The organism is Acutalibacter sp. LFL-21, from assembly GCF_025630755.1.
GTDB classification, from domain to species: Bacteria; Bacillota; Clostridia; order Oscillospirales; family Acutalibacteraceae; genus Acutalibacter; species Acutalibacter stercoravium.
On sequence record NZ_JAOTNT010000006.1, the window covers coordinates 12,946 to 37,077 of the forward strand.

The window sequence follows — 24,132 nt, forward strand, 5'->3', positions numbered from 1 at the left end:
GTACAAAGAAGGGGTACCCTCTATAGGGCCCCTTCTTTTTTGCTTCAAAACGCGCCCGGCGGGGCTGGACAGCTCTGAAAGTCAAAAAATTATGTATACCTCATTTTATGACCTTAGCGGAAAATCGCAGTATTTTGTTATGTATTTTTCGACAAACCCTCCTATTATGCAAACTATTCTGCAAATTATGTATGCGATTGTAAGAAACTCGTAAAAAACTCATAATGGCTTTGTAACAAATACCCCTTATACTCCGTATCGTTAAACAACCGGGCCTGATCCGGTTGAGAACTTTCCCGCAGGCGTTGGCCTGAGAGGGACTGTCTTTAACAAATCTTTTTGAAACAAAGGGGAAACTCACAATGAAGAAAGTTCTTGCTACTATCATGGCTCTGACTCTGGCTCTGAGTATGGCTGCCTGCTCCGGCGGCAACACCAGCTCCACCAGCGGCACCTCCAGCACCACCAGCACTTCTTCCGCCGCTGAGGAGAGCACCAGCTCTACCAGCTCCGTGGCCTCTGAGACCTCTGAGGTCAGCACTTCTTCTGTTGCCGAGTAAGAAACAGAACATAAAGAAAAATGGGTTGGCGTTCTGCCAACCCATTTTCTTTTTCTCAAATGGAAAAGCGGAGAGCCGGTCATCCACCGGTTCCCCGCTTTTTTGAGGCGCCTTTCTCCCTTACCACACTTTCCGGTACACGATTTCCCCATGGACCTCCCGGCCGTCCGGCTGGAAGCCCACGCTTTCATACAGGGCCCGGCCCCAGGCGTTTTCCGGGTTGCAGCTGAGGTACACCATGTGGTGGGAAGAATCCGCCTGAAGGCGTTCCAGCAGCAGGGACAGCGCTTCGCGCCCATAGCCCCGGGACTGGTATGCCCTGTCGATCATCAGGCGGTAAATCCAATACTCGCGGTCGCCCACGTCCATGCCGTACATGCAGAAGCCCACCAGGGTCTCCCCGTCGTAGATGGCGAAGGGCACGCACTCCGGCTGGGCCTTGGCCTGGGAAAGGGAGTAAGCGTTAGTGGCCACAAAGTGTTCTTGCCCCTCCCCTACGGAGAGCTTCAAAATATCCCGGAAGTTATTCCGGTCCACACTGCGAAATTCCAGCATTCCAAAGCCTCCTTAAAACACAAATGTTCCGGCGGCCAGCTCCTGCCGGCGCCCATCGGGCAGCAGCAGGGTGGCCTGACAGTCGAAGGGGACGGTGACGCTGCCGTGAAGGGCATCCCCCTCCCAGCGCCACTCCACCCGGTACTCCCCGGCGGCGGTGCGCTGCTTTAACTTGGCCCAGGGAATGCGCCGGTCCGGCATGGGACAGATGAGCGCCTTCTTGTAGCCGGGAGCCTCCTCCACCGGCCTGAGGCCCATCAGGTTCCGGTACATCCAATCCACAATGGACCCATAGGCGTAGTGGTTCAGGCTGTTCATGCCCGTGCCGCTGATAGAGCCGTCCGGCAGGATGGAGTTCCAGCGCTCCCACACAGTGGTGGCGCCCATCTTCACCTCGTACAGCCAGCTGGGGTAGTCATCGTTGAGGAACAGGGCATAGGCCAAGTCGTTGGCGCCGTTTTCGGACAGGGCACGGCACAGGAAGGGCGTGCCGCAGAAGCCGGTGTTCAGGTGGCCGCCGCTGGCGTGGATGAGTTCCTCCAGGGTGCGGAGCACTTGCTCCCGCCGGCCCTCTGGATACAGCTCAAAGAACAGGCTGAGCACACAGGCTGTCTGGGTGGGATGCACCCGCAAGCTGCCGTCCTGGTGGAAATACTCCTGCAAAAACGCTGCCTTGATCTTCCGGGCCAGCGCCTCATATCCCTGCTGGTCCTCCACATATCCCAGAGCCCGGGCCGCCTTGGCGGTGAGGGTGGTGGAGTAGTAGTAGAACGCCGTGGCGGTGTAGGGCAGGTCCGTGGCGCCATAGGGGTTCTGGGTATCCCCGTCCTCCCGGTCCAGGGCCAGCCAATCGCCCAGCTGGCGGCCCCGCAGCCATAAGCCACGCCCGCCGTCAGCTTCATCATCCTGGCGGATGCGCTCCACCCAGGCTTTCATCACCGGGTATTCCTTCCGAAGCAAGGACAGGTCCCCGTAGGTCTCATAAACCGCCCAGGGCATCATGGTGGCCACGTCGCTCCAAATGGCGCAGCCGTCCCCGTTGCCGGAGAGCCAGAAGGCGTCCGCTTCATCAGGAGCCTTGGGAGCGGGCACAAAGAAGGGCACCGAGCCCTGGTAATGCTTTTGCTCCAGCCCCACCTGGTGAATGAAGTGGTGGAAGAAGGCGGGCATGTACAGGTTTTTGCAGGCGGTGGCAGAGATGATGGCCGCGTCGCCGGTCCAGCCCAGGCGCTCATCCCGCTGGGGGCAATCGGTGGGGATATCCAAGAAGTTGTCAAACTGGCCCCACAGGGCGTTGTGGAACAGCTGGTTGACCCGGGGGTCCGCCGTTTCGATGGAGCCGGTGGCGTCTATGTCCGAGCGGATGTGGAAGGCAGTGAAGCGCTCCGAAGCCACCTGGGCCACGCCCTCCACCTTCACATAGCGGAAGCCGTAAAAGGTGAAGTGGGGCCGGACGTGGGTGGGCTTCCCGTTGGAGACATACCGGTACTCCGCCTTGGCAGTGCGCAGGTTGTCCCGGTAGAAGCACTCATCCTGGAGCACTTCTCCGTAGGTCAGCACAATCTCCGTGCCCGCAGGCTCGTTTACGTCCAACTCCACCCAGCCGGTCATGTTCTGGCCAAAGTCCAGCACCGTCTCTCCCCTCTTGGTGTGGAGCACCCTGGGGGCAAAGCTGGCCTTCTTCACGATCTTGGGTCCCATGCGGGCCACCAGCTTTTCCACCTTCTCCGTGCCAGGAACCACCCCAGAGGCCGGGGCCTGGCAGCCGGGCCTGTTCCAGCCGGGGAGCTCCCTGCGGGCATCGTAATGCTCGCCGTCGTAGATGTTGCTGAAGATGACGGGAGAGGGATAGCTCTTCCAGGTCAGGTCAGAGGCGATCACCTGCTCCGTACCGTCCCGCAAGGTGACATGCACCTCGCAGATGGCCTGCATGGTATCCCCGTACAAATTGTGATAGCGGTCGAAGATCATGTCTCCCTTGTACCAGCCGGGAGCCAGGGCCAGGCCGATGGCGTTCTCCCCCTGATTCAGCAAGGGGGTCAGGTCGAAGGTTTGGTACTCCAGCTGGAAGTCATAGCAATGGTAACCCGGGAGAAGAAATTCGTCCCCGGCTTTCCGGCCGTTGACAGAGAGCTCGTAAAGGCCCAGGCCGCACACATAGGCCCGGGCGCTCTCCACCTCTTCCGGCAGGAAAAAGTCCTTCACCAGCAGGGGCTGAACCTCTTTGTCCGCAAAATCCGCGGCAATCCACTGGGCTACCCAAGGCTCGTCCATTTTGGCGGTCTCAAACCAGGAGCAGGCCGTGGCGCAGTCTCCCCCGTCCCCCCAGACGGTGACCTGCCATTGGTAGCGGGTGCGGGGGGCCAGCCCCACTGGGGCCTCAACACCCAGAGAGGACAAATCCTCCTGCCGGCCGCTGTCGTAGACGGTCTCCCCGCCGGGCAGGCGCCGGAGCACCACTTGGGCGCTTTGCTGCCGCTTGTTCTGGGTATCCTCAGCTACCCAGGAGAACACCGGGCGCTCCAAAAAGAGGCCCAAGGGGGTCTCCACATGGTTGACACGCAGATGGGTCAGTTTCAAAACAATTCCTCCTTCTATGCAGGGGGCGCTGTGCCCCCTGTCTTAATTTTTCACTCCTCCTGCCAATAAAAGGGGAGCAGGTCCTTCACCTTTACAGCGGTATCCTCGGCCACCAGCACCAGGGCATCGGGATTTCCCAGCTGCATCAGCAGTTCCCGGCAGCGGCCGCAGGGCGGCATGATATCCCCCTGGGACCCCACCGCCACAATTTTTTCCACACGGTCCTCTCCTGCGGTGAGCATAGCGGCCACGGCAGCGTGCTCCGCGCAGAAGCCCAGGCTGCAGGCAGTGTCGATGCACACACCCCGGTATACATTGCCCTTGTCCGTGACCAAAGCGGCAGCCACGCCGCCAGCCTCTAGGCTTTCTGAAACTTGCCGGGGGTTCAGCACCTCCACGGCCTTTTGATACAGCTTTGTAAATTCCATCTTGGCACCTCATTTCACTGAAAATCATAGCTGGAAACGCCTCAAAAAACCAGAACGGTTTTTTACAAAATTGGGACGAAACTTTACGGGGAAGCTTTTTCCTCCCTGCGGCGTTGGGCCGTTTCTTTCACCGCTTGCGCCAGCCAGCCTTCTCCGGCGCGCTCCAGAGGGATGGGGATTTCTTGGATGGGGCCGCCCGGCTGGGGGCGGCGGAGGTCCCCCGGCAGGGAGGAGAGCCCCACTTCCCGCAGGGAGAACACCCGGCCGTGAAGCCAGCCCACCGGCTGCCCGCCGCAATAGACACACAGGCATCCAAACATCTTTTTCAGCTGGACCGGAAGCCCTTCCAAAGCGTCCAGCCACTGCTTCACCACTTCTTTTTCGGGGTATGCCATTGCTTCTTTCTCCTTTCCGGGCGGTTTACCTGTATTGTAGCACGGGGGAAAGCGGATGTCCACGCAGCGGCGGGGACAACAGGAAAATATCGAAAATCCATTGACTTTTCCGCGCGTTTCGCCTATGATTAAAGAGGTCTGATTTGTACGGACAACTCTGTTTTGGAAAGGAAGGCAGTTTTCCTATGGATAAGAAATTTGCCCGCATCACCCTGGACAAAGACTTTCCCATCAGCCGGGTGGACAAGCGCATCTACGGCTCCTTTGTGGAGCATTTGGGCCGGGCCGTTTACGGCGGCGTGTACCAGCCCGGGCATCCTTCTGCTGACGAGGAGGGCTTCCGCCAGGACGTGCTGGACCTGGTGAAGGAAATTGGCGTGCCCATCGTCCGCTATCCCGGCGGCAACTTTGTCTCCAACTTCTATTGGGAGGACAGCGTGGGCCCTGTGGCGGACCGGCCCCGGCGGCTGGAATTGGCCTGGCGCAGCACCGAGCCCAACCTGGTGGGCGTCAACGAGTTCTCCTCCTGGTGCAAAAAGGCCGGCACGGACCTGATGATGGCTGTGAACCTGGGCACCCGGGGAATTGACGCCGCCTGCAACCTGCTGGAGTACTGCAACCATCCCTCCGGCACCAAGTACAGCGACCTGCGTATCGCCCACGGGGTGAAGGACCCCCACAACATCAAGGTGTGGTGCCTGGGCAATGAGATGGACGGCCCCTGGCAGACCGGCCACAAGACGGCCCGGGAGTATGGCCGCCTGGCTGACGAGACCGCCAAGGCCATGAAGCAGATTGACCCCAGCCTGGAGCTGGTGGCCTGCGGCAGCTCCAACACGGGCATGGCCACCTATCCCCAGTGGGAGGCCACTGTGCTGGAGGAGGCCTATGACAGCGTGGACTTCATTTCCCTGCACACCTACTACGGCAACCGCTTCAACGACACCCGGAATTTCCTGGCCCAGTCTGACGACATGGACCACTTCATCCGCACCATCATCTCCACCTGCGACTTCGTCAAGGCCAAGAAGCGCTCCAAGAAGGATATCATGCTCAGCTTTGACGAGTGGAACGTGTGGTTCCACGCCAACGAGGCCGACGACGACACCATGCAGAACCGCCCCTGGAGCGTGGCCCCCCATCTGTTGGAAGACCACTATGATTTTGAGGACGCCCTGCTGGTGGGGCTGATGCTTATTACCCTGCTAAAGCACTCTGACCGGGTGCGTATGGCCTGCCTGGCCCAACTGGTGAACGTCATTGCCCCCATTATGACGGAGGAGAACGGCCCGGCCTGGAAGCAGACCATCTACTACCCCTACCTCCACGCCAGCAAGTACGGCCGGGGCATCGCGCTGAACCCCTCCCTGCGGTCCTCTAAGCACGACACCATGGACTTCACCGACGTCACCGATGTGGACAGCGTAGCCGTATGGAACGATGAAAAGGAAGAACTGACCATCTTCGCCGTGAACCGGGATCTGGAGGAAGACATCGTGCTGGAAGCGGATGTGAAGAGCTTTGCGGGCTACCGGCTGCTGGAGCACATCGTGTTGGAGCACGATGACATGAAAGCCGTGAACTCCGCCGGGCGCCAGACCGTACTGCCCAAGACCGTCACGGACCGGGACGAGCTGAAAGACGGCCTGCTTCAGAGCAGGCTGGGCAAGGCCAGCTGGAACGTGATCCGGCTGGGTAAAAATTGACCAGGTTTTCAAAACATATTCTCCTGCGCCCTGGGGCGTAGAAAGGCGAAAGGGCCAGAGGACAAAGCCTCTGGCCCTTTCGCTGTCTTTTTTGTGGCAGAAGGGGTTCACCCCAACATGCGCTCGTATGTGAACCCTGCCACAGCCCCTTTGAGAAGCAGGATAGCCGCCAGCGCACAGACGGCGGCCAGCCCCAGCAGAATCCAGGGGCTCAGCAGCATCACGCCTGTGAACTGCCCTACAATCAGAAGCACCACAGGGATCACCAGGAACACCGCTCTCTGCTGGGACTCCTCCACGCTTTTGGCCTTGGCAGATCCCCGCACAATCAAAGTTACCGCCACCATGGAAACGGCTGGCGCCAGCAGAAAGAGCATCATAAGCCAGTTCACGCCGGGAAGAAGCAGCGTCCCCAGAAGGGCCAGGGCCTCGATTTCCAGCACCAAGCACATGACCAGGAAGGAGGCCAAAGAGACCGCCATGCTCAACAAGAATGCCGCCAGCACCTTGGCCCGGAAGATCTGGCGAAGGGTCATGGGGCAGTAGAGCAGGGTTTCCAGCGTGTGGCGCTCTTTTTCCCCAACAAAGGAGCTGGCCGCCATGATGGAAGCAGTCATAATGGGGATCATCAGGAAAAACACCGGCAGAATTGAGTTGAACATCAGCTCTGCCAGGGCCCTAGACGGGTCATCCCCCACCAGCTCCGCTGGCAGCTTGCTCAGAAGGACCTGCAGGTCCGGGTCATTGGGAGAGGCCAGCAAAGCTGCCATCAGGATGGAAGGGATCGCCACGGTCATTACAAGTGGGACGATCAGCAGGGGCAGGAGCAGCCGTTTATTGGAAGTGACACCCCGAAAATCCTTGTGAATGATTGCCAGCATCGCCCGACTCATACCGCTTCCCCCTTTCCACACTGGGTCAAAGCAAAATAGATGTCCTCCAGGGTGGGGCGCTGGGCCGACACCGCGTACACATCCCCTCCTGCCTGCACGATGTTCCGAACCACCGGCGGGATCTCCTCCTCTTGGGAAAGGGCTCCTTCGTACTCTTCCGGCCCCACCTGCTTCAGCCCCAAGCCCGGCGGCACAAGGCTTGCCCGCACCCGCAGGGTAAAACCGGAGAGCACCTGGGCCCGCAGCTCCTCCAAAGTGCCCTCCGCCAAGAGCTCCCCTTCCTCTAAAAGGCCGTACCGGGTGCAGATCTCCTGGGCGTAGCGCAGCTGATGGGTGCACAAAAACACGGTGATTCCCTCCTGCCCCGCCAGATCCCGGATCATCCCGTTGACATTGTGGGCGCTTTCCGGGTCCAGGCCGGAAGTGGGCTCATCCAGAAACAGCACCTGCGGCCGGTGAAGCAGCGCACGGGCCAGGGAAAGCCGCTGCCGCATTCCGGTGGAATAGGCGGCCAGCCTTCGGTTTTCCGCCTCTTCCAAATCCAGCTGGCGCAGCAGGGCTTTCGCCCGGCTCTCGCACTCGCTGGGAGAAAGCCCAAAGGCCGCTCCATAAAACCGCAGATTCTCCAGGCCGGTGAGGCTGTCGTACATCTGCGCATGCTCTGTGACAACCCCGGCCAGGGCGTGGACCTTCTCCGGCCGCTGGGCTGGATCAATCCCCAGCACCCGGCAGCTTCCCCCGCTGGGGAGGGCAATGCCGGTCAAAATCTTTACAGTGGTTGTCTTTCCCGCCCCATTGGGGCCCAAGAAGCCAAAGACCTCTCCCGGATTCAACCGCAGGGTGACGCCTTTCAGCGCCCGCTTTCCACCAGGATAGGTTTTTGAAAGCCTTTCTAAACGTACCGCTTCCATGTCATTGTTCCTCCAAATGTTCCTTCAGCCGCCGCACCAGAGCCTGAAACCGGGGCTCCTCCCGCAAGGGGGAGAAATCCGGCGCCTCTGTGACGCTGCGCACCAGGCTTTGCTTGATAACGGACTCCTCCCGGGGAGGGTAATCCCCCAGCTCCAGGGCCTGATCCAGCCAGCCTTCCAGCTGGTTAAAGAATTCATCCCCGTGCAGCCGCATGGGGAAAATGGGCCCCGAAGCCAAGGCCGTATACTGTTCCAAAGCGTCCAGCGCCCGGTCTTTCTCGCCTCTCTTTATCCAGCCTTGGGCCATAAGCAGATAAAGGGGGAACACCAATCCAGGGTGGAGGCGTTCCACTGCGAACGCTTGAACCAGCCCCTGGGCCCGGCGGCAGGCAAGAAGGAAATCCTCTCCCTGACACAGCTGCAGATAGTTTCCCAAATCGTTAAACAGCAGAACAAGGGCATTGTAGATGCCCACTTGAAGCACCTGCCGGGCTTTTTCCGTTTGTCCCAGGCGGGAATAGGCCATGGCCTGTATGGCTTCCGAAGGGCTTGCCCGGCGGCAATCCTCCCCCAAGCGGGAGAGAGCCTCCTGAGGGCGGTCCAGACACAGCAGGCAATAGGCTTCCATGTTCCTTGCCTCGCTGCACAGGTAGGCATCCTGAGAAACCTCCTGGGCACGGGAAAACAGAGCAAGGGCCTCTTGCAAAAGTGGCTGGGTCTTCCCGGCCAGGCCCAAATAGTTGAGAAACAAGCTTCCCAGCTGGAGCAGCAGCGGGGCACAGCTGGCGTATTGCGCGGCCAGCTCCCGGCAGTGTGCGCAGGCCACTGGAAAGGGCCGTTCCGCAAATTCCCTGGAAAGCTCCCGGTGCAGCCGGCGGATTTCCTCCCGGCTCAGCTGGGGGCGGTAGTCCAGCAGCTCGTCCACGGTGATGTGAAACAGCGCCGCCAGCCGGGGCACCAGGGGAAGGTCCGGGTAGCTTTGCCCGGTCTCCCACTTGGAAACCGCCCCTTTGGAAACGCCTATGCGGGCTGCCAGATCCTCCTGGGTCCAGCCCTGCCGTTTGCGCTGGGCGAGGATTACCGCGCCCAATCCCAGTCCGTCCATCGCTCTCACCTCTTGGCACTATTCTACGAGGGCACAGGGGAAAAAGCAAGGGAGGAAAAAGAAACTTTCCCGGGAAAAGTTTCTCAACGGGAAACTCCGCCCGCAGCACAATCCCCCTGGCAGCACGGACGCCCGCCAGGGGGATTGTATCGTTTCTTCTTTTGCGGCCGGGTCACCACTCCCGCTCGGAGAGGCGCACCTCTCGTTGATATGCGGTTTCCCCGGAATCCGGGCCGGACAAGGTAACCGTGACCGTCTCCAGCAACCGGAGCTCTTCCTGGGCTTCCAAGACGGCACCCCACTCATAATAGGAGCTGTCCCCGGCCTGGCACAGAGCTGCCCCATCTGGGGAAAGGGTACCCTGAGCCGCCACAGTGCCGTCCTCGCCGGTAACCGTTACATTCCAAACCCCCTCCGGAGCGGGGCCGTCAGTGGCAAACCGCACCTCCATTTGGCCATTCTCCTTGTCATAGACCAGGGACCACAGGGTCTTCCCATTCTGGAACAGCCCGGGAATGGCGGTAACACTGCTCCAATCCGCCTGGCCCAGCCGGGCCATATCTCCGTCGTCGAAGGGCAGAATCCAGCGGAGGGAGCGGAAGCACTGGCGGTAATCGCCAGCGTAGGAGAGCCCCTCCTCCTGGTAGGTCTGGGAGGGAGATGCCTCTCCGGTGGACAGGTCGATGGTGGCCTCGGCCAGCACCCGCACCTCCACCGCTTCCCCGCCGCCGGGATAGAACATGGGCGCCTGGCCCGAGCCAGGCTGCCACTCGGGGCACTGCTCGTCAAAGAACCGCAGGATGACTTGCTGGGTCCCGTTGGGCAGGCCGTCGAACCAGGCAGTGGTGGTCACGGTGTCCTGAGGGGAAACCTCGCCGGAGGCAAATCCCTCCAAACTGCCCTGCACACGGGTGCCGTCCGGCAGGAACAGGGCGGGGTAGTCCACTTGACCGCCGCTCTGCCCCCAGTTGGGAATGGTGTAATTGATTTGGGTATAGGAAGGGGTGGCCTCCACCCAATTGACCTGTACCTCTCCGTTGCTGGTGAAGTCCTCCACCCTTTGATTGTGGCTGGTATCCACCGTAACAGTGATTTGGCCGGAAAAAGCCCCATCCACGCTTTCCTCCTGCTGGTAGTCTTTATAGGAACGGGTCAGGTCCCCCACCCGGTAGGAAAGCTCCAGTTTTTCCCCCTCTGAGGCATCCGCTTGCAGGGCCAGGGACACTGTGCCGGCAAGGGTTTCCCCCTGGGGGTAGAGGCTCAGATAGGCTTCCTCCAGGGAGACGCCGTTCACCTGGGCTTCCATCCGGCCACTGAGGCAGTCCAAATCTTCGCTCACCTGCTGGGGGACATCCTCCAGCACAAAGGAAAGGTGGATGAATTTCCCATCGCTGTACGCCTCCGCCAAAGTCAGAACCATGCCGCCCTCCTCCGCCAAAGCCTGGGCGTTGGGCTGGTCCACATGGGGATAAGTGCCCACATAGCTTCCCACCGCCAGCTTGGACCGGCTGTTGTAGAGCTGGAAGGCCCGCCCCACCAAGGGGAGGCTCTCAGCAAAGGCGGGGTTGACGGCGTTTGTGCCGCACAGCACCAGAAAGGCCGCCGCTACACTGCTGGCAGAAACCGCCAGGCGCTTCCAGGGGAAACGGCGCTTTTCAGGCTGGGGCCGGGGCTCCAGGGCGCGGCAGGTCTCTAAAAGGCGCCGGTGGACCGGCTCCGGCACAGGCTCCTCCGCAAAATACGCGCGGATCTCCGCCGCCTGTTTCCGATCATTTTTCATGGCAAAGCTCCTCCTTCTCTAAATAGGCGGTTTGAAACCGCTTTCTTCCCCGGTGCAGCCGCTGGCGGACGCAAGCCTCGCTGACTTCCAGGGCCTGGGCAATCTCCCGAACCGAGAGGCCATCGCAGTAGAACAGCCCCAGCAGCATCCTGTCCTGCTCCGCCAAGCTGCCCAGCGCGGCGTTCACATCCAACATCCGGTCCCAATCGGGGGATTCCTCTCCACGGAGGGCTTCCTCCAGCTGGGTGTGGCTGTGCTTATTGCGCAGGACGCCGATGCGGTAGCACTTGTTCCGCAGGATGCGCACCAACCAAGTTTTGAAATATCGGGGCTGGCGCAGCTGCCCCAGGCTTTCCCAGGCCGCCAGAACAGCGTCCTGCACGGCGTCGGCGGCATCCTCCGGATCTTGCAGAATGGCCATTGCCACCCGGGAGAGCATCTGCTCGCACTCCAGCAGCAGCTGGGTGAACGCCTCCCGGTCGCCCTTTTGGGATTTTCGCACCAGGCGCAGCAGCTCTTGTTCCATTCCGCCACCTCCTTTTTCTCTTCCTTTGTACCGGTACACCTGTTAGAGCCGCCCCAGGTGGAAAAGGTGACAGCCGAAAAATTTTTTCTATCTTTCGCCTCTCCCCATTCCCGAAGGGGGAAAACACAAAAAGCCCCCCAAAAGGAGGGCTTTTTCATGGGCTTGGGCACTTGTCACGGCAGCTTCTTCCCCGCCGCCAGGTAGAGGCCGTACCACTCTGTGCGGGTGAGCTGAATCTCTGCGGCTTTACAGATGCCCGCCAGGCGCTGGGCGTTGGTGGTGCCCACAATGGCCTGGATCTTGGCGGGATGCCGCAGAATCCAGGCGATGGCAATGGCGTTGGGGGTGGCCCCATACTTCTCCGCCAACTGGCCGATCGCGGCGTTGAGCTCTGGGAATTTTTCACTGCCCAGGAAGGTGCCCTGGAACATGCCGTACTGGAAGGGGGACCATGCCTGGATGGTGACGCCGCGCAGGCGGCAGTAGTTTAAAATGTCCCCGTCCCGGTCCAAGGCCCGGTCGTTCTCGATGTTCACATTCAGTCCGGCGTCGATCATGGGGCAGTGGGCAATGCTCAACTGCAGCTGGTTGATGAGCAGCTTTTCCCCACAGGCCTGTTCCAGCAGGGCCATCTGCCCCGGGCTGTGGTTGCTGACGCCGAAATGCCGCACCTTGCCGGACTCCTTCAAAACGCGGAATGCCTCGGCCACCTCCTCCGGTTCCAGCAGGGCATCGGGCCGGTGGAGCAGCAGCACATCCAGATACTCGGTGTTCAAACGGGTCAAGCTGCCCTCCACCGCCTTCAGGATATGCTCCTTGGAGCAATCATAGGCCACGCCGGGCAGAATGGAACACTTGGACTGGATAAGCACCTTCTCCCGCAGGGAGGGGGTCATGGGAAGGGCTTGGGCGAAAAAGCGCTCCGCTTCCCCGCCGCCGTAAATATCGGCGTGGTCGAAAAAGTTCACCCCGTTTTCCAGGGCGGTGTTCAAAAGATGGTTGGCCTGGCTTTTCTCCAAAGAATTGATGCGCATGCAGCCCAAAGCGATGGCCGGGGCCTGCAGCACGCCTCCCAATGAAAGCTGTTTCACGATGATCTCCTCCTTATACTTCCGCGGCGGCTTCCACGGCTGCCCGCAGGCGGGCCCAGTCGATCTCTCCTGGGACGGTGCAATCCGCCCCCAGCATGAAGCCGCGCTTTCCCATTGCCTTGATAATCTTCAAGGTTTCCTGGCGGATCGCTTCCAGGCTGCCTTCCACCAGCACTCCGTGGTTGTCCAGGCCGCCCAGGATGGGCTTTTGAAAGAACTTCCGCCCCTCCTCCAAGGACAGGCCCGCTCGGTGGACGTCCCAGTTGAACAGGTCCCCAGGATACCCCGCATACCGCCGGGGGGAGGACTGGAAGCCAAACTCCATCTCGCCACAGATATGGACGATGTTGTACTTGCCAGGGATTTCCTTGGTCACTTCCAGCACCGCCAGATCCGACGGCTTGACCAGCCGGGCCCACTCCTCTTCAGAAAACCGCTGGGGCTCGCTGAACTGGCCGGAATAGTACAAGCCGCTGCTGCCCAGCTCCAGATAGTCCCGCGCCCACTCCTGCAGCGTTTCCGTCAGGGCACGAACCCCCTCCAGCACAGAAGCCGGATCTTCCTTGCAATGGGCCATGAACTGCTGGTCTGTGCCTCCCCCATCGGTATAGGTGAAAGAGGCGATCTTAAAGGGGCTCCACATGGTGGGGAACACCATGGCCTCTCCCCCGGACTTGTCCAAAATGCGCTGGATCAGCCCAGTCATATGCCGGTAGTGGGCGCAGTCCTTCCCCGGCAGGCGGATATGCCTCCAATCCGACGCCTTCTCGATGCGGATGCCCTGGGTGAAGAACCGGCCAAAGTTGTCATCCATGATTTTGATTATATCTGTCCCCACACTGCGGCACAAATCCACATGGGCCTGGGCACGCTCCTCCAGGGAGAGCCCCTGGGGGTAATGGAACCAAAACCCCGCGGGGACCCGGTCCGGTTCCTGGCCTGCAAAAACAGCCTGCATCCGTTCCACTTTGTTCATACACACCTCTCCATTTCCTGACGCTTTTCAACGGCCGGGCCTTCTGCCCTTCACCGCTGCTTCCGGCTTTCCCCAAAATATTCCCTGGGAACCGCCTTACAAAAGGAGGCCCGCAAGTCCTCTCTATCCAACTATACCGGCAGATTGCAGGAGAGTCAAGAGGGGATTTTGCTTTTCGGCCCGGACGGGAAAATGCAGGGCCGGTCCACTTGACAGTCCCCCGCTTTTCCCGTATAATATCACCTTGTAAAACTTTGGGTGGATTTTTCCAGATGCAGTCTTCTTTTCGCCACACAGCTATTTCGTCATAGCTGTGTGGCTTTTTTTAGGCCCGCATCCGGGCCGGAGGAAGAAAGTCCACCCCCAAAGGAGACAACATATGAACGATGCCTTTATGAAAGATCGGCCTGTACTGCCGCTGCTCCTCTCCATGGCCCTGCCCATGGTGCTCTCCATGCTGGTGAACTCCCTGTACAATATCGTGGACAGCCTCTTTGTAGCGCAGATCAGCGAAGACGCCATGACAGCCCTATCTCTGGTCTATCCCATCCAAAACCTTATCAACGCGGTGGGCATTGGCTTTGGGGTGGGCATTAACGCAGTGATCGCCTTCCACCTGGGGGCAGGAGAGCAGGACAAGGCCGACATGGCCGCCACCCAGGGCTTGGTATTCTCTCTGGTACACGCTGCCGTGCTGACCGTAGGGGCCATTGCCCTGATGCCCACCTTTCTGCGGATGTTCACCTCATCAAAAGAGGTCATCTCCCTGGGCACACGGTATTCCACTGTGGCCTTTGCCTTTACTCCCATGGTCATGGCAGGGCTGGTTTTCGAGAAGCTCTTCCAGTCTGTGGGAAGCATGAAAATCACCATGGCCAGCATGATGTGCGGCTGTGTGGCCAACATTGTTCTGGACCCTGTCCTCATTTTCGGGCTGGGCCCCTTCTCCCCCATGGGTATGGAAGGGGCTGCCCTGGCCACTGGCCTGGGACAGACCTTGACCCTCGCCATCTACCTGGCGGTCTATTTCGCCCGGCCTATCCGGGTCCGAATCCGAAAGCGCTTTCTGCTGCCCCAAAGTGGCATGGCCCTGCGGTTGTATTCCATCGGCATTCCGGCCACGCTGAACCTGGCCCTTCCCTCGGTGCTCATCTCCGCCCTAAACGCCATTCTGGCAGGCTACTCCCAGGTGTACATTCTGGTGTTGGGTATCTATTACAAGCTGCAGACCTTTCTCTATCTGCCTGCCAACGGTATTATCCAGGGGATGCGGCCTGTCATTGGCTATAACTATGGCGCCGGGGAGCACAAGCGGGTCAGCCAGATTTACAGAATCGTGCTGTGCATGTGCGCCGTCATCATGGCACTGGGCACGCTGCTCTGCCTGGCAGTTCCCGGCTGGCTGATGGGGCTCTTTACCCACACCCCAGAGGCCCTTCAGGCTGGGGAGGCCGCCCTGCGCATCATCAGCGCGGGCTTTCTGGTCTCCTCTGTCTCCGTCGTCTCCTGCGGCGCCTTAGAGGGGCTGGGGAAGGGAACGCCCTCGCTGGTAATCTCCCTGTGCCGGTATATTGTCCTCATCCTTCCTGCCGCTTTCCTGCTGAGCCGTGCCTTCGGCCCGGAGGGGGTGTGGAACGCCTTCTGGCTGGCAGAGCTCCTTACGGCGGGGGTGTCCTGGTTTGTCTATCGCCGGGCTCTAAGCCGCACATGACAGGCCCCTGCAATTCCACCTTCTTAAAAGGAGGGCTCTGCATCCATCTCTCGGGAAAGAGCCTGCACGCCCCGGACAATTTCCTCCGCCACGGCACTGTCGCCAAAGCGCTCTCTGTTCTCAAAAAAGCTGTAATAGCCCCCCTGGACCTCATAGGTCAGCAGGGTGCTAAAGCGGACATTCCCTTCCAGCTCGGGCTGGGTTTCAAAAATGTGAGAGCGCAGCTCCGCTTCAATGCTTTTGGGAAGCACCGATTCCTGGGTTCCGGAAAAGAGAATGTCAATCAAAGGCTTTTGGGACTGAAAGGCGGCAAAAAGCTCTCGGGTAAAATCCGCCGGGGAGCTGACGGCCCAATCCGGGTGGCTGATGCTGTGGTAAATGGCTGCCACCGCCTCCTTTTGCAGCCGCTCTGACAGGTCATATAGATCCCGGTAGTGGATATAAAAAGTGGCCTTGCTGATCTCTGCCAGCTCGCACAGCTCTTTAACGGTGATTTTTTCCAAGGGCCTTTGGCCCCGCAGCTGCAAAAACGCGGTGCGGATGGCCCGCAGTGTTTTTTTCTCGCGCAGATCCATATGGCAGTTGTCCTTTCTCTCAAAAAGTCAAATAGTGGACATTTCCTGAAAATTGAAAATTGACGGGGCCCTTCCCCCTGTTTACAATGAAATCATAGCAAAATAATAGACGATAGTCAATTATTTGTAAGGGGGTCATTTTTTGGAGCTGTATGATTTCTATACGGGCAAAGCCTTTGACGCCTACCAGTGGCTGGGGGGACATGTGACAGAGGAGGGGGCTGTGTTCCGCACCTTTGCTCCCAGCGCTCAAGGCATAAGCCTGCTGATTCAGGGGAAAGAGCTGCCCATGGAGAAAATTGCCGATGGGAACTTTTACCAGCTGGCCCTTCCGGGGATTCAGGCGGGAGAGGCGTATGAGTACAGAGTTTACACCCAAAACGGCGGCTTTCAGGACCACTGCGACCCCTTCGGCTTTGGCATGGAGCTGCGGCCAAACCACCGGTCCATCCTTCGGGACCTGGGAGAGTACTCTTTTTCCGACCAGGAATGGATGGCACAGCGGAGCGCTTCCTATGATAAGCCAGTGAACATCTATGAGCTGCACCTGGGCTCTTGGAAAAAGCCGGGCCCAGAAAATGAGGACTGGTACCGCTACGATGAAGTGGGAGAGCTGCTGGCCCCTTACCTGAAAGAGGCGGGCTACAACTATGTGGAGCTGCTGCCCCTCAGCGAGCACCCCTGTGACGAAAGCTGGGGGTATCAAAACACGGGCTTTTACGCGCCTACCAGCCGGTATGGAACCGCACGGGAACTGAAGGAGATGATAAACCATCTCCACCGGGAGGGCATTGGCGTACTTTTAGATTTTGTTCCGGTGCATTTCGCGGTGGACGCTTACGGCCTGGGCCTTTTTGACGGCACCCCTCTGTATGAGTACCCCCATCCCGCCGTGGGGGTCAGTGAATGGGGCAGCTACAACTTCATGCACTCCCGGGGGGAGGTGCGCAGCTTTTTGCAATCCTGCGCCCGCTATTGGCTGGAGGAATACCACCTGGACGGCCTGCGGATGGACGCCATCAGCCGCCTCCTCTACTGGCAGGGCGAGGAGGCCCGGGGTGTCAACGGGAACGGGGCGGCATTCCTCCGGGAGATGAACCGGGGGCTGAAGGAGCACTGCCCCGGCTGCATGCTCATCGCCGAAGACTCCACCTCCTATCCGGACGTCACAAAGCCCGTGGAGGAGGGCGGACTGGGCTTCGACTACAAATGGGACCTGGGCTGGATGCACGATACCCTGGAATACTTCCAGACTGGGCCGGAGTATCGGAGCCGGGATTATCACAAGCTCACTTTCTCCATGATGTATTTCTACAACGAGCGGTATCTTCTGCCCCTCTCCCATGATGAGGTCGTCCACGGCAAAGCTACCATCCTGCAAAAGATGAACGGGGGCTATGCGGGCAAATTTCCCCAGGCCCGGGCCATGTATCTGTACATGATGGTCCACCCCGGGAAAAAGCTGAACTTTATGGGGAATGAATTTGGCCAGCTGCGGGAGTGGGACGAGCGGCGGGAGCAGGACTGGGGGCTGCGGAAGTATCCCATCCATGACGCTTTCTACCGCTTTATGAAGGAGCTGCAGCAGCTCTACCTGTCCCATCCGGAGCTCTCGCAGGAGGACTTCCAGCCGGAGGGATTTCAATGGCTGGACTGCCACCAGGAGGCGCGGTGCCTTTATGCCCTGGAACGGCGGGCACAGGGAAAACGGCTGGCAGCAGTGTTCAACTTCAGCAGCCAGCGCCAAGAGGAGTACGAGCTGGACATCCCTGGCGCCGCCCGCCTGACCCTGCTGCTCCACACAGATTGGGAGCGTTACGGCGGCAGCACCCCGGAGGCCGAACCAGCCTTTTCCAAAGAAGGCGGGAAATTCCGGTTCAGCCTACCTCCCTTCTCCGGGATGCTCTTGAAAATTGAGCCCCATGAGCCATAGAACCCATTGAGAAAGCCCCTCTCCGCTTCCAGGGAGAGGGGCTTTTTCATTCTGATACAGTGTTAAATGCCCAAATAGGGGTCAGGGTCCACACGGCTTCCGCCATAATACACCTCAAAATGCAGGTGATTGCCAAAGGACTCGCCTGTGCTGCCCACATAGCCGATGATCTGGCCCTGCTCCACATACTGTCCAGCGGACACGGCAATGGAGCTCATGTGGGCGTAGCGGGTGGAGAAGGTCTCGTTGTGCCAGATGAGCACGTTGTTGCCCCAGGACCAGTGGTACTGGGCGGAGATGACCTCTCCCGCCTGGGCTGCCACGATGGGGGTGCCGTAGCCGGCGCCGATATCCAGGCCGTTGTGGGGACCGTTGAAGTACATATCCCCAAAGTGGCCGGTAATGCTCCCCACCCCCACGCCGGGCAGGGGCCAAATGGGCGAAAAGCCGCTTTGCAGGCCGGGAGTGACAGGCTCTACACCGGTGCCGCCAGAGGGCTGTGTGGCGCCCTCTCCCCCGTCAGAGCCCCCGTTCTGGGCCTGCTGGTTTTGCAACGCCTGCTGGCGCTTCTCCTCCTCCTGCCGGTTGCGCTCGGCGATGAGGGCCTCCAGCTGGGCTTGCAGCTCCGCGTCCTCGGCCTCGTTGGCAGCGATCTGCTCTTGGGCCTGGGCCTGCTGGCCCTCCAGGCTGGCCACTAAAAGGTCGTTCTCCTCGTAAAGGACCTCCAGCTCGTCCTGGGCGGCCTCAATGGCCTTTTTAGAGTCGGCCACCTCCTGCTGGGCGGCCACCAGCTCCTCCCGGTCGCCCTGGGTCTCTTCCATGTAAGCGTCCAGCTGGTCCAGCATGGACTGGTCCCGCTGGGCCATTACCTCCACCAGCTCCTGGCGGGTGAAAAACTCAGAAAGGCTTTCAGAATCCAGCAGGATCTCCAACGCACCCAGGGAGCTGCCGCCGCTGACGTACAGGGCTTTCAGCCGCTCCTTAAACGCATCAATGGTACCTTGGTACTTCTCTTCGGAAAGGGAGATCCGGGCCTCCAGCTCTTTGATCTTACCGTTCATCTCCTCGATGGTGGCCCGGGCCTGGTCGATCTTCTGCTCGTTCTCGTCGATCTTCCCGGTCAGCTCCTCCTGGTAGGCCAAAGCGGCCTCCTCATCCTCCTTCAAGGCGTCGATCTTGGCCTGCAGGTCCTCATTCTCCTGCTTCAGTTCTTCCTGCCGGTTCTGCACCTCGTCAATCGTAGTGGCCAAGGTGCGCACAGGAAGCATCAACAGCACGGCCAGAGCAAGAGCCACTCCCCGGGCCAGGCGCCGCTTTTTAGAAGACATACGCCTTCCTCTCCTTTCTCTAACAGGGACTTTCCCATCCTGCCCATAGCAGGGTATAATACATTTTTACATTAGCACGCATTCAAAAAAATGTCAACCAACGCCGGGAAAAATGCGGGATATTTTGTCCATTCCCGCAGGATTTTCCATCCCGCGCTGGCCGTTGCCGCAGGTTGTTGCCAGGAAATGCAGAAGTTCTATCTTTTTAATTGACATATGTGCAAAACAAGGGTAAGATAGGGACAAAGGGACCCGAAAGGAGGAGTGCGCTTGGCCCGGCCCAGTAAATGCCGCTGCATCTGCTCTCTGCCCCCTGTGACGGAATTCTTTCCCCAGGGGCGCTCAGAAGGCCAAGAGCCGGTGATCCTGAAGTTGGACGCCTATGAGGTGATCCGCCTTTTGGATTACCGCCACTTTACCCAAGAGCAGTGCGCGGCCCGGATGAATCTTTCACGCAGCACCGTCACACGCATCTACAAGGAGGGCCGCCGCCAGGTGGCCCGGGCCCTGGTAGAGGGCCGCCCGCTGGTCATTCAGGGCGGCGACGTCATGGTCTGCACAGCCCCCCGGCCGGAGTGCGCCGGGGAACCCCATTGCTGCCACAGGCAGGGAAAGGATGAATGAAATGAAAGTTTTAGTCATTGGCGGCGTGGCCGCAGGCACCAAGGCCGCCGCCAAATGGAAGCGGGAGAACCGGGGGGACCAGGTGCTGGTCCTCACCAAAAGCGCGGACATCTCCTACGCGGGATGCGGTCTGCCCTATTATGTGGGCGGCTCCATTGAGAACCGGGAGGAGCTCATCGTCAACACCCCTCAGAAGTACCGGGGCCTTACAGGCGTGGAGGTGCGCACCCTGCGGGAGGCCACCCATGTGGACCCTGCCGCCAAGGTGGTGACCGCCCAGAACCTGGAAAACGGACAAGAGGAAACCTACGGCTATGACAAACTGATTCTGGCCACCGGCGCTTCCGCTGTAAAGCTGCCCATTCCCGGGGTGGACTTAAACGGCGTGTTCCCCATGCGCGCCCCGGAAGACGCCATCACCATGCGGGACTATTTGGAAGCCAACGGCGTGAAGAAGGCCGTGGTCATCGGCGGCGGCTTCATCGGCCTGGAGCTGGCGGAGAACCTCTTTAACCGGGGCGTGTCCGTCACCGTGGTGGAAGCAGCCTCTCAAATCCTCTCCGGCGTGCTGGACCCGGAGATGGCGGGATATGTCCAGCGCCACCTGGCCCAGAAGGGCATCCGGGTGCTCACCGGCACAAAGGCCACGGCCCTTGTGGGCAACGGCAAGGTAGAAGGCGTGCAGACCGGCGGGGGCCTGCTGCCCTGCGGTGTGGTGGTGGTGTCCGCGGGCATCCGGCCCAACACCGCCTTTTTAGAGGGCACCGGCATCCAGATGGAAAAGGGCGCCATTGTGGTGGACGAATGTCTTGCCACCACCGTGGCAGATATCTACGCCGCCGGAGACTGTGCCTTGGTGAAGAACCGCCTGACCGGCAAGGCACAGTACTCCCCCATGGGCTCCTCCGCCAACCTGGAGGGCCGTACCTTGGCCCAGAATCTCAACGGGGAAAACAAGACATATCCCGGCGTGCTGGGCACCGGCGTGGTGAAGCTGCCCGGCCTGAACGTGGGACGCACCGGCCTGACGGAATCCGCCGCCAAAGAGGTCGGCTACGACGTGGAGACCGTGGTGGCTGTCACCGATGACAAGGCCCACTACTATCCCGGCGCGGCGTTCTTCATCACCAAGCTCATTGCCGACCGGAACACCCACCAGCTGCTGGGCGTCCAGGTGCTGGGCCCCGGCGCGGTGGACAAGATGGTGGACATCGCCGTAGTGGGCCTCTCCATGGGCTTGAAGCTGGAGGACTTTGAAAACCTAGACTTGGCTTACGCGCCGCCCTTCTCTACGGCCATCCACCCCTTCGTGCAGGCGGTGTATGTGCTGGAGAACAAGCTCTCCGGCGCCATGCAGAGCATGACCCCCGCCCAGTACGCCGCCGGGGCGGCCGAGGGCTACACCGTCATCGACGTGAACCCCCAGCCCACCATCCGGGGCGCCAAGTTCGTGGACCTCTCCAAAGTGGATGGGCCCATCGAAGGCATTGGCAAGGAGGAGAAGCTGCTGCTGGTGTGCGGCCGGGGCAAGCGGGCCTACTTCCTGCAGAACCGGCTGAAGTTCTACGGCTATGAGAACACCTTGGTGCTGGAGGGCGCCACCACCTTCAACCAGGTGCGGGTGGCTGCTCCCGGCGCCACGGTACCCCCCGAGGAAATCACCCGGGTGAAGGGCCTGGGCTTCCTGCGGGACAAGAACACCCCGGACTGCTTCAACGGCCGGGTCATCACCCGCAACGGCAAACTCACCGCGGAAGAGCTGTCCGCTGTCACCGAAGCGGCGGAGAAGTTCGGCAACGGCCAGGTGGCCATGACCACCCGGTTGACCCTGGAAATCCAGCACATCCCCTTTGACAACATCGAGCCCCTGCGGGAGTTCCTGGCCCAGCGCGGCCTGGAAACCGGCGGCACCGGCTCTAAAGTGCGGCCGGTGGTCAGCTGCAAAGGCACCACCTGCCAGTACGGCCTCATCGACACCTTCGCCCTCAGCGAGGAGATTCACGAGCGGTTCTATCACGGCTATCATGAGGTGAAGCTGCCTCACAAGTTCAAGATCGCCGTGGGGGGCTGCCCCAACAACTGCGTGAAGCCCGATTTGAACGACCTGGGCATTATCGGACAAAAGGTGCCTCTCATCAACCTGGACAAGTGCCGGGGCTGCAAGGTGTGCCAGGTGGTAAACGCCTGCCCCATCCAGGTGCCTGTGGTGCAGGACGGCAAGGTGGTCATCGACGACAATGCCTGCAACCACTGCGGCCGCTGCGTGGGCAAGTGCCCCTTCGGCGCTTTGGAGGGCTCTACCAGCGGTTACCGGGTCTACATCGGCGGGCGCTGGGGCAAAAAGGTGGCCCGGGGCCGGTACCTGGAGAAGGTCTTTACCGACAAGGACGAAGTGCTCAACGTTGTGGAAAAGGCCATTTTGCTATTCCGGGAGCAGGGCCTGACGGGCGAGCGCTTCGCCGACACGGTGGAGCGCATCGGCTTTGAGAACGTCCAGGAGCAGCTGTTGTCTGACGGCCTGCTCCAGCGGAAAGAGGAAAATTTGAAGCTGGACGTAAAAGGCGGGGCCACCTGCTAATAGCGTGCCGCTGCACCATCGCCGCGCATTGGGGCTGCGCCCCAGACCATTTCCGAGGAAGGCAAGCTTGCGGCCCGCGTTTGGGGCAGGGGGCAGTTTGAAATCTGTGGTCTTGCGTGGGCACACACCGCGCAAAACAGCGTAAAACAAAGAGAGGGCCGGGGGACCGGTCCTCTTTTTTTCTTGCAAACTCCCTTTTATCGGAATAGCACGCCTTCCACGGCGTTGAAAGGGAAGTCCTCCATTTTCAGCGCGTGGGACGTGCCCTGATAAAACACCGAGGTCTCATTGATTCCTATGGTGAACCGGCTGCCGTCCTTTAGGGAATATTCCAGCGTGCAGGCGGGCTCCCCCTCCCCCCGGGAAAAGGGCTTATAGGAAAGGCAGCCCAGCAGGTTGGCGGTAAACTCGAACTCCATCTCCGGGCTGGAAGTATCTACCCGCACTGTCTCCCCCGTGGCGGACTGTGTAACGGCGACACACTGAATGTCCTCTGTCTCCGGATGGGTGAAAAACAGGGGCCAGCCATTCAGGGCAACATGGCACACCAGCAAAAGGATTGCCGTCACCAAAGCATGAAGCCCCCATTTGAACAGCCATTTTCCCACTCTCCTGGGGGTAAGCTTTTTCGCTGTGTTCTCCATACAATTCCCTCCCGGGCTTTAGTATAGCACACCCTGGCCCGTTTGCAAGATGGTCCCGTTGAATCCTGCATGGCCATGGGGTATAATAAAACCCTGAGATACGGGAACGAATGGAAGAAAGGAGAAGCCGAAATGGAAAAATATGTGCGGGACTCCTACACCGAGCAGGTGCAGATTTTGTCCCAGTCCAGCTTGAACGGCTACAAGCGGCTGTTCGGCGGGCGGCTGATGGAGTGGATTGACGTGGTGGCCGGGGTAGTGGCCCGGCGCCACTCCAACCGGAACGTGACCACCGCCGCTGTGGACAACCTGCGCTTTGAGGGCCCGGCCTATGGCAACGAGACCATTGTACTGTGCGGGTACATCACCTACACCGGCCGCACCTCTATGGAAGTGTGCGTGCGCACCTATGTAGAGGAGCTCAACGGCCACAAACGGCTCATCAACGTGGCCTACCTGGTGATGGTGGCCCTGGACGAAAACGAGCGTCCGGTGGAGGTGCCCCGGCTGGTGCTGACCACCGAGGAGGAGCGCCGGGAATGGGAAGCCGCCCAGGAGCGCACCCGTATCCGCAAGGAACGGCGGAAAGCGGAAAAAGCCCTGCGCTTCTGAAATGCGTCAAAAAGTGCCCCGTCCTACGGCGGGGCACTTTTTCATGGGTTTACCGCGTTCAAAAGGTCTTCCAGCTGATCGGCCTTGAAAAAGGCGATCTTCCCCTCTTCATCCAGCTGCACTCTGCCCTCCACCTCCACGGTGGCGGCCTCCCCTTCCAGGGACACCTCCAGCTGGGCGGTGTAACCGTACACACGGCTCTCTTCCGCGGTTAGGGAGACCTGGACTTCTTGGGGCTGGATGGTGGCGCCGCTGGCGGCGCAGAAGCCGGGGAAGCCCATGCTCCCCAGAATCCCCCGGGGCAGCTCTTCATAGCACTCTGGGGTGAAGTCCCCGGCGGGGAGCCTTTCCCATAAGTAGTCATAATAGGCCTGCTCCCGCTCTGGGTTGGTGAGAGCTTCTTGGGAATAGCAGGCCTGCAGCAGCTCCATCTGCTCCCCCTCTTGAATGGTGAAAACCGTCTCCACCACCCCTTGGATCTTCCCCTCCATTGTGTCTTCCTGCTGGGCCTGGCAGCCTGACAGCAAAAGCAGGCACAGGGCTAAGGCCAAAACTACCATCTTGTTTGACATGGAATCCACCTCAATCGCAGCGCACAGAACTCCTGTCGGACAACTTTTC

Annotated in this window: 22 protein-coding genes; 7 read left to right on the forward strand and 15 right to left on the reverse strand. The window is 60.0% G+C overall.

Annotated features, from left to right (window positions below):
- Positions 1-362 precede the first annotated feature (362 nt).
- Entirely contained in the window at positions 363-560 is a 198-nt protein-coding gene (locus tag ODJ80_RS08270) for a hypothetical protein (protein WP_178864678.1), read from the forward strand.
- 120 nt (positions 561-680) lie between these two features.
- On the opposite strand, the gene ODJ80_RS08275 is transcribed toward ODJ80_RS08270, so the two are convergent.
- The 4 genes from ODJ80_RS08275 to ODJ80_RS08290 all read right to left on the reverse strand — a co-directional run bounded on the left by ODJ80_RS08275 (position 681) and on the right by ODJ80_RS08290 (position 4,518).
- Positions 681-1,115 (reverse strand): GNAT family N-acetyltransferase, encoded by a 435-nt coding sequence (locus ODJ80_RS08275; RefSeq protein WP_263041716.1) that lies wholly within the window; start codon positions 1,113-1,115, stop codon positions 681-683.
- Between the two features lie 12 nt (positions 1,116-1,127).
- The gene (locus ODJ80_RS08280; RefSeq protein WP_263041717.1) at positions 1,128-3,695 is read right to left on the reverse strand and encodes an alpha-L-rhamnosidase; all 2,568 of its coding nucleotides are present in this window, start codon (positions 3,693-3,695) and stop codon (positions 1,128-1,130) included.
- A 50-nt stretch (positions 3,696-3,745) separates the two neighbouring features.
- Positions 3,746-4,123, reverse strand: coding sequence for a cytidine deaminase family protein (locus ODJ80_RS08285; protein WP_178864675.1), 378 nt, complete (start codon positions 4,121-4,123; stop codon positions 3,746-3,748).
- A gap of 83 nt (positions 4,124-4,206) precedes the next feature.
- Positions 4,207-4,518, reverse strand: a complete 312-nt coding sequence (locus ODJ80_RS08290) for a hypothetical protein (RefSeq protein ID WP_263041718.1) — start codon at positions 4,516-4,518, stop codon at positions 4,207-4,209.
- 185 nt (positions 4,519-4,703) lie between these two features.
- Between ODJ80_RS08290 and arfA the strand changes: the two genes are divergently transcribed.
- The gene (gene arfA, locus ODJ80_RS08295; RefSeq protein ID WP_263041719.1) at positions 4,704-6,224 is read left to right on the forward strand and encodes an arabinosylfuranosidase ArfA; all 1,521 of its coding nucleotides are present in this window, start codon (positions 4,704-4,706) and stop codon (positions 6,222-6,224) included.
- 107 nt (positions 6,225-6,331) lie between these two features.
- Here arfA and ODJ80_RS08300 read toward each other — a convergent pair whose 3' ends face one another.
- The 7 genes from ODJ80_RS08300 to ODJ80_RS08330 form a co-directional block, all read right to left on the reverse strand.
- A complete protein-coding gene (locus tag ODJ80_RS08300) occupies positions 6,332-7,117 on the reverse strand; it encodes an ABC transporter permease subunit (RefSeq protein WP_263041720.1) in 786 nt (261 codons plus the stop codon).
- Positions 7,114-8,028, reverse strand: a complete 915-nt coding sequence (locus tag ODJ80_RS08305) for an ABC transporter ATP-binding protein (RefSeq protein ID WP_263041721.1) — start codon at positions 8,026-8,028, stop codon at positions 7,114-7,116. The genes ODJ80_RS08300 and ODJ80_RS08305 overlap by 4 nt, the downstream gene beginning before the upstream one ends.
- A gap of 1 nt (position 8,029) precedes the next feature.
- On the reverse strand, positions 8,030-9,133 hold the full coding sequence (locus ODJ80_RS08310) for a helix-turn-helix domain-containing protein (RefSeq protein WP_263041722.1): 1,104 nt from the start codon (positions 9,131-9,133) through the stop codon (positions 8,030-8,032).
- Between the two features lie 172 nt (positions 9,134-9,305).
- Positions 9,306-10,913 carry a DUF4179 domain-containing protein gene (locus ODJ80_RS08315; RefSeq protein WP_263041723.1) on the reverse strand — a complete coding sequence of 536 codons (1,608 nt, stop codon included), beginning with the start codon at positions 10,911-10,913 and terminating at the stop codon, positions 9,306-9,308.
- The gene (locus ODJ80_RS08320; RefSeq protein WP_263041724.1) at positions 10,903-11,439 is read right to left on the reverse strand and encodes an RNA polymerase sigma factor; all 537 of its coding nucleotides are present in this window, start codon (positions 11,437-11,439) and stop codon (positions 10,903-10,905) included. The genes ODJ80_RS08315 and ODJ80_RS08320 overlap by 11 nt, the downstream gene beginning before the upstream one ends.
- Positions 11,440-11,612: 173 nt before the next feature.
- Positions 11,613-12,530 carry an aldo/keto reductase gene (locus ODJ80_RS08325; protein ID WP_263041725.1) on the reverse strand — a complete coding sequence of 306 codons (918 nt, stop codon included), beginning with the start codon at positions 12,528-12,530 and terminating at the stop codon, positions 11,613-11,615.
- A gap of 13 nt (positions 12,531-12,543) precedes the next feature.
- Positions 12,544-13,506, reverse strand: coding sequence for a uroporphyrinogen decarboxylase family protein (locus ODJ80_RS08330; protein WP_263041726.1), 963 nt, complete (start codon positions 13,504-13,506; stop codon positions 12,544-12,546).
- A 379-nt stretch (positions 13,507-13,885) separates the two neighbouring features.
- Here ODJ80_RS08330 and ODJ80_RS08335 point away from each other — a divergent pair, with 379 nt between their 5' ends.
- Positions 13,886-15,217 (forward strand): MATE family efflux transporter, encoded by a 1,332-nt coding sequence (locus tag ODJ80_RS08335; protein WP_263041727.1) that lies wholly within the window; start codon positions 13,886-13,888, stop codon positions 15,215-15,217.
- A 23-nt stretch (positions 15,218-15,240) separates the two neighbouring features.
- Here the strand turns inward: ODJ80_RS08335 and ODJ80_RS08340 are convergent, their stop codons facing one another.
- Positions 15,241-15,792: a TetR/AcrR family transcriptional regulator gene (locus ODJ80_RS08340; RefSeq protein ID WP_178864664.1), complete on the reverse strand. Its 552-nt coding sequence runs from the start codon at positions 15,790-15,792 to the stop codon at positions 15,241-15,243.
- A gap of 142 nt (positions 15,793-15,934) precedes the next feature.
- Between ODJ80_RS08340 and glgB the strand changes: the two genes are divergently transcribed.
- The gene (gene glgB, locus ODJ80_RS08345) at positions 15,935-17,725 is read left to right on the forward strand and encodes a 1,4-alpha-glucan branching protein GlgB (protein ID WP_263041728.1); all 1,791 of its coding nucleotides are present in this window, start codon (positions 15,935-15,937) and stop codon (positions 17,723-17,725) included.
- 62 nt (positions 17,726-17,787) lie between these two features.
- On the opposite strand, the gene ODJ80_RS08350 is transcribed toward glgB, so the two are convergent.
- Complete coding sequence (locus ODJ80_RS08350; RefSeq protein WP_263041729.1) at positions 17,788-19,053, reverse strand: murein hydrolase activator EnvC family protein; 1,266 nt, start codon at positions 19,051-19,053, stop codon at positions 17,788-17,790.
- 264 nt (positions 19,054-19,317) lie between these two features.
- Between ODJ80_RS08350 and ODJ80_RS08355 the strand changes: the two genes are divergently transcribed.
- Positions 19,318-19,677 (forward strand): DUF134 domain-containing protein, encoded by a 360-nt coding sequence (locus ODJ80_RS08355; protein ID WP_263041730.1) that lies wholly within the window; start codon positions 19,318-19,320, stop codon positions 19,675-19,677.
- 1 nt (position 19,678) lies between these two features.
- A complete protein-coding gene (locus ODJ80_RS08360) occupies positions 19,679-22,255 on the forward strand; it encodes an FAD-dependent oxidoreductase (protein ID WP_263041731.1) in 2,577 nt (858 codons plus the stop codon).
- Between the two features lie 197 nt (positions 22,256-22,452).
- Here the strand turns inward: ODJ80_RS08360 and ODJ80_RS08365 are convergent, their stop codons facing one another.
- The gene (locus ODJ80_RS08365; protein WP_263041732.1) at positions 22,453-22,899 is read right to left on the reverse strand and encodes a hypothetical protein; all 447 of its coding nucleotides are present in this window, start codon (positions 22,897-22,899) and stop codon (positions 22,453-22,455) included.
- Between the two features lie 132 nt (positions 22,900-23,031).
- Between ODJ80_RS08365 and ODJ80_RS08370 the strand changes: the two genes are divergently transcribed.
- Positions 23,032-23,511 (forward strand): acyl-CoA thioesterase, encoded by a 480-nt coding sequence (locus ODJ80_RS08370; RefSeq protein ID WP_178864658.1) that lies wholly within the window; start codon positions 23,032-23,034, stop codon positions 23,509-23,511.
- Between the two features lie 41 nt (positions 23,512-23,552).
- On the opposite strand, the gene ODJ80_RS08375 is transcribed toward ODJ80_RS08370, so the two are convergent.
- On the reverse strand, positions 23,553-24,083 hold the full coding sequence (locus tag ODJ80_RS08375) for a hypothetical protein (protein WP_263041733.1): 531 nt from the start codon (positions 24,081-24,083) through the stop codon (positions 23,553-23,555).
- Positions 24,084-24,132 lie beyond the last annotated feature (49 nt).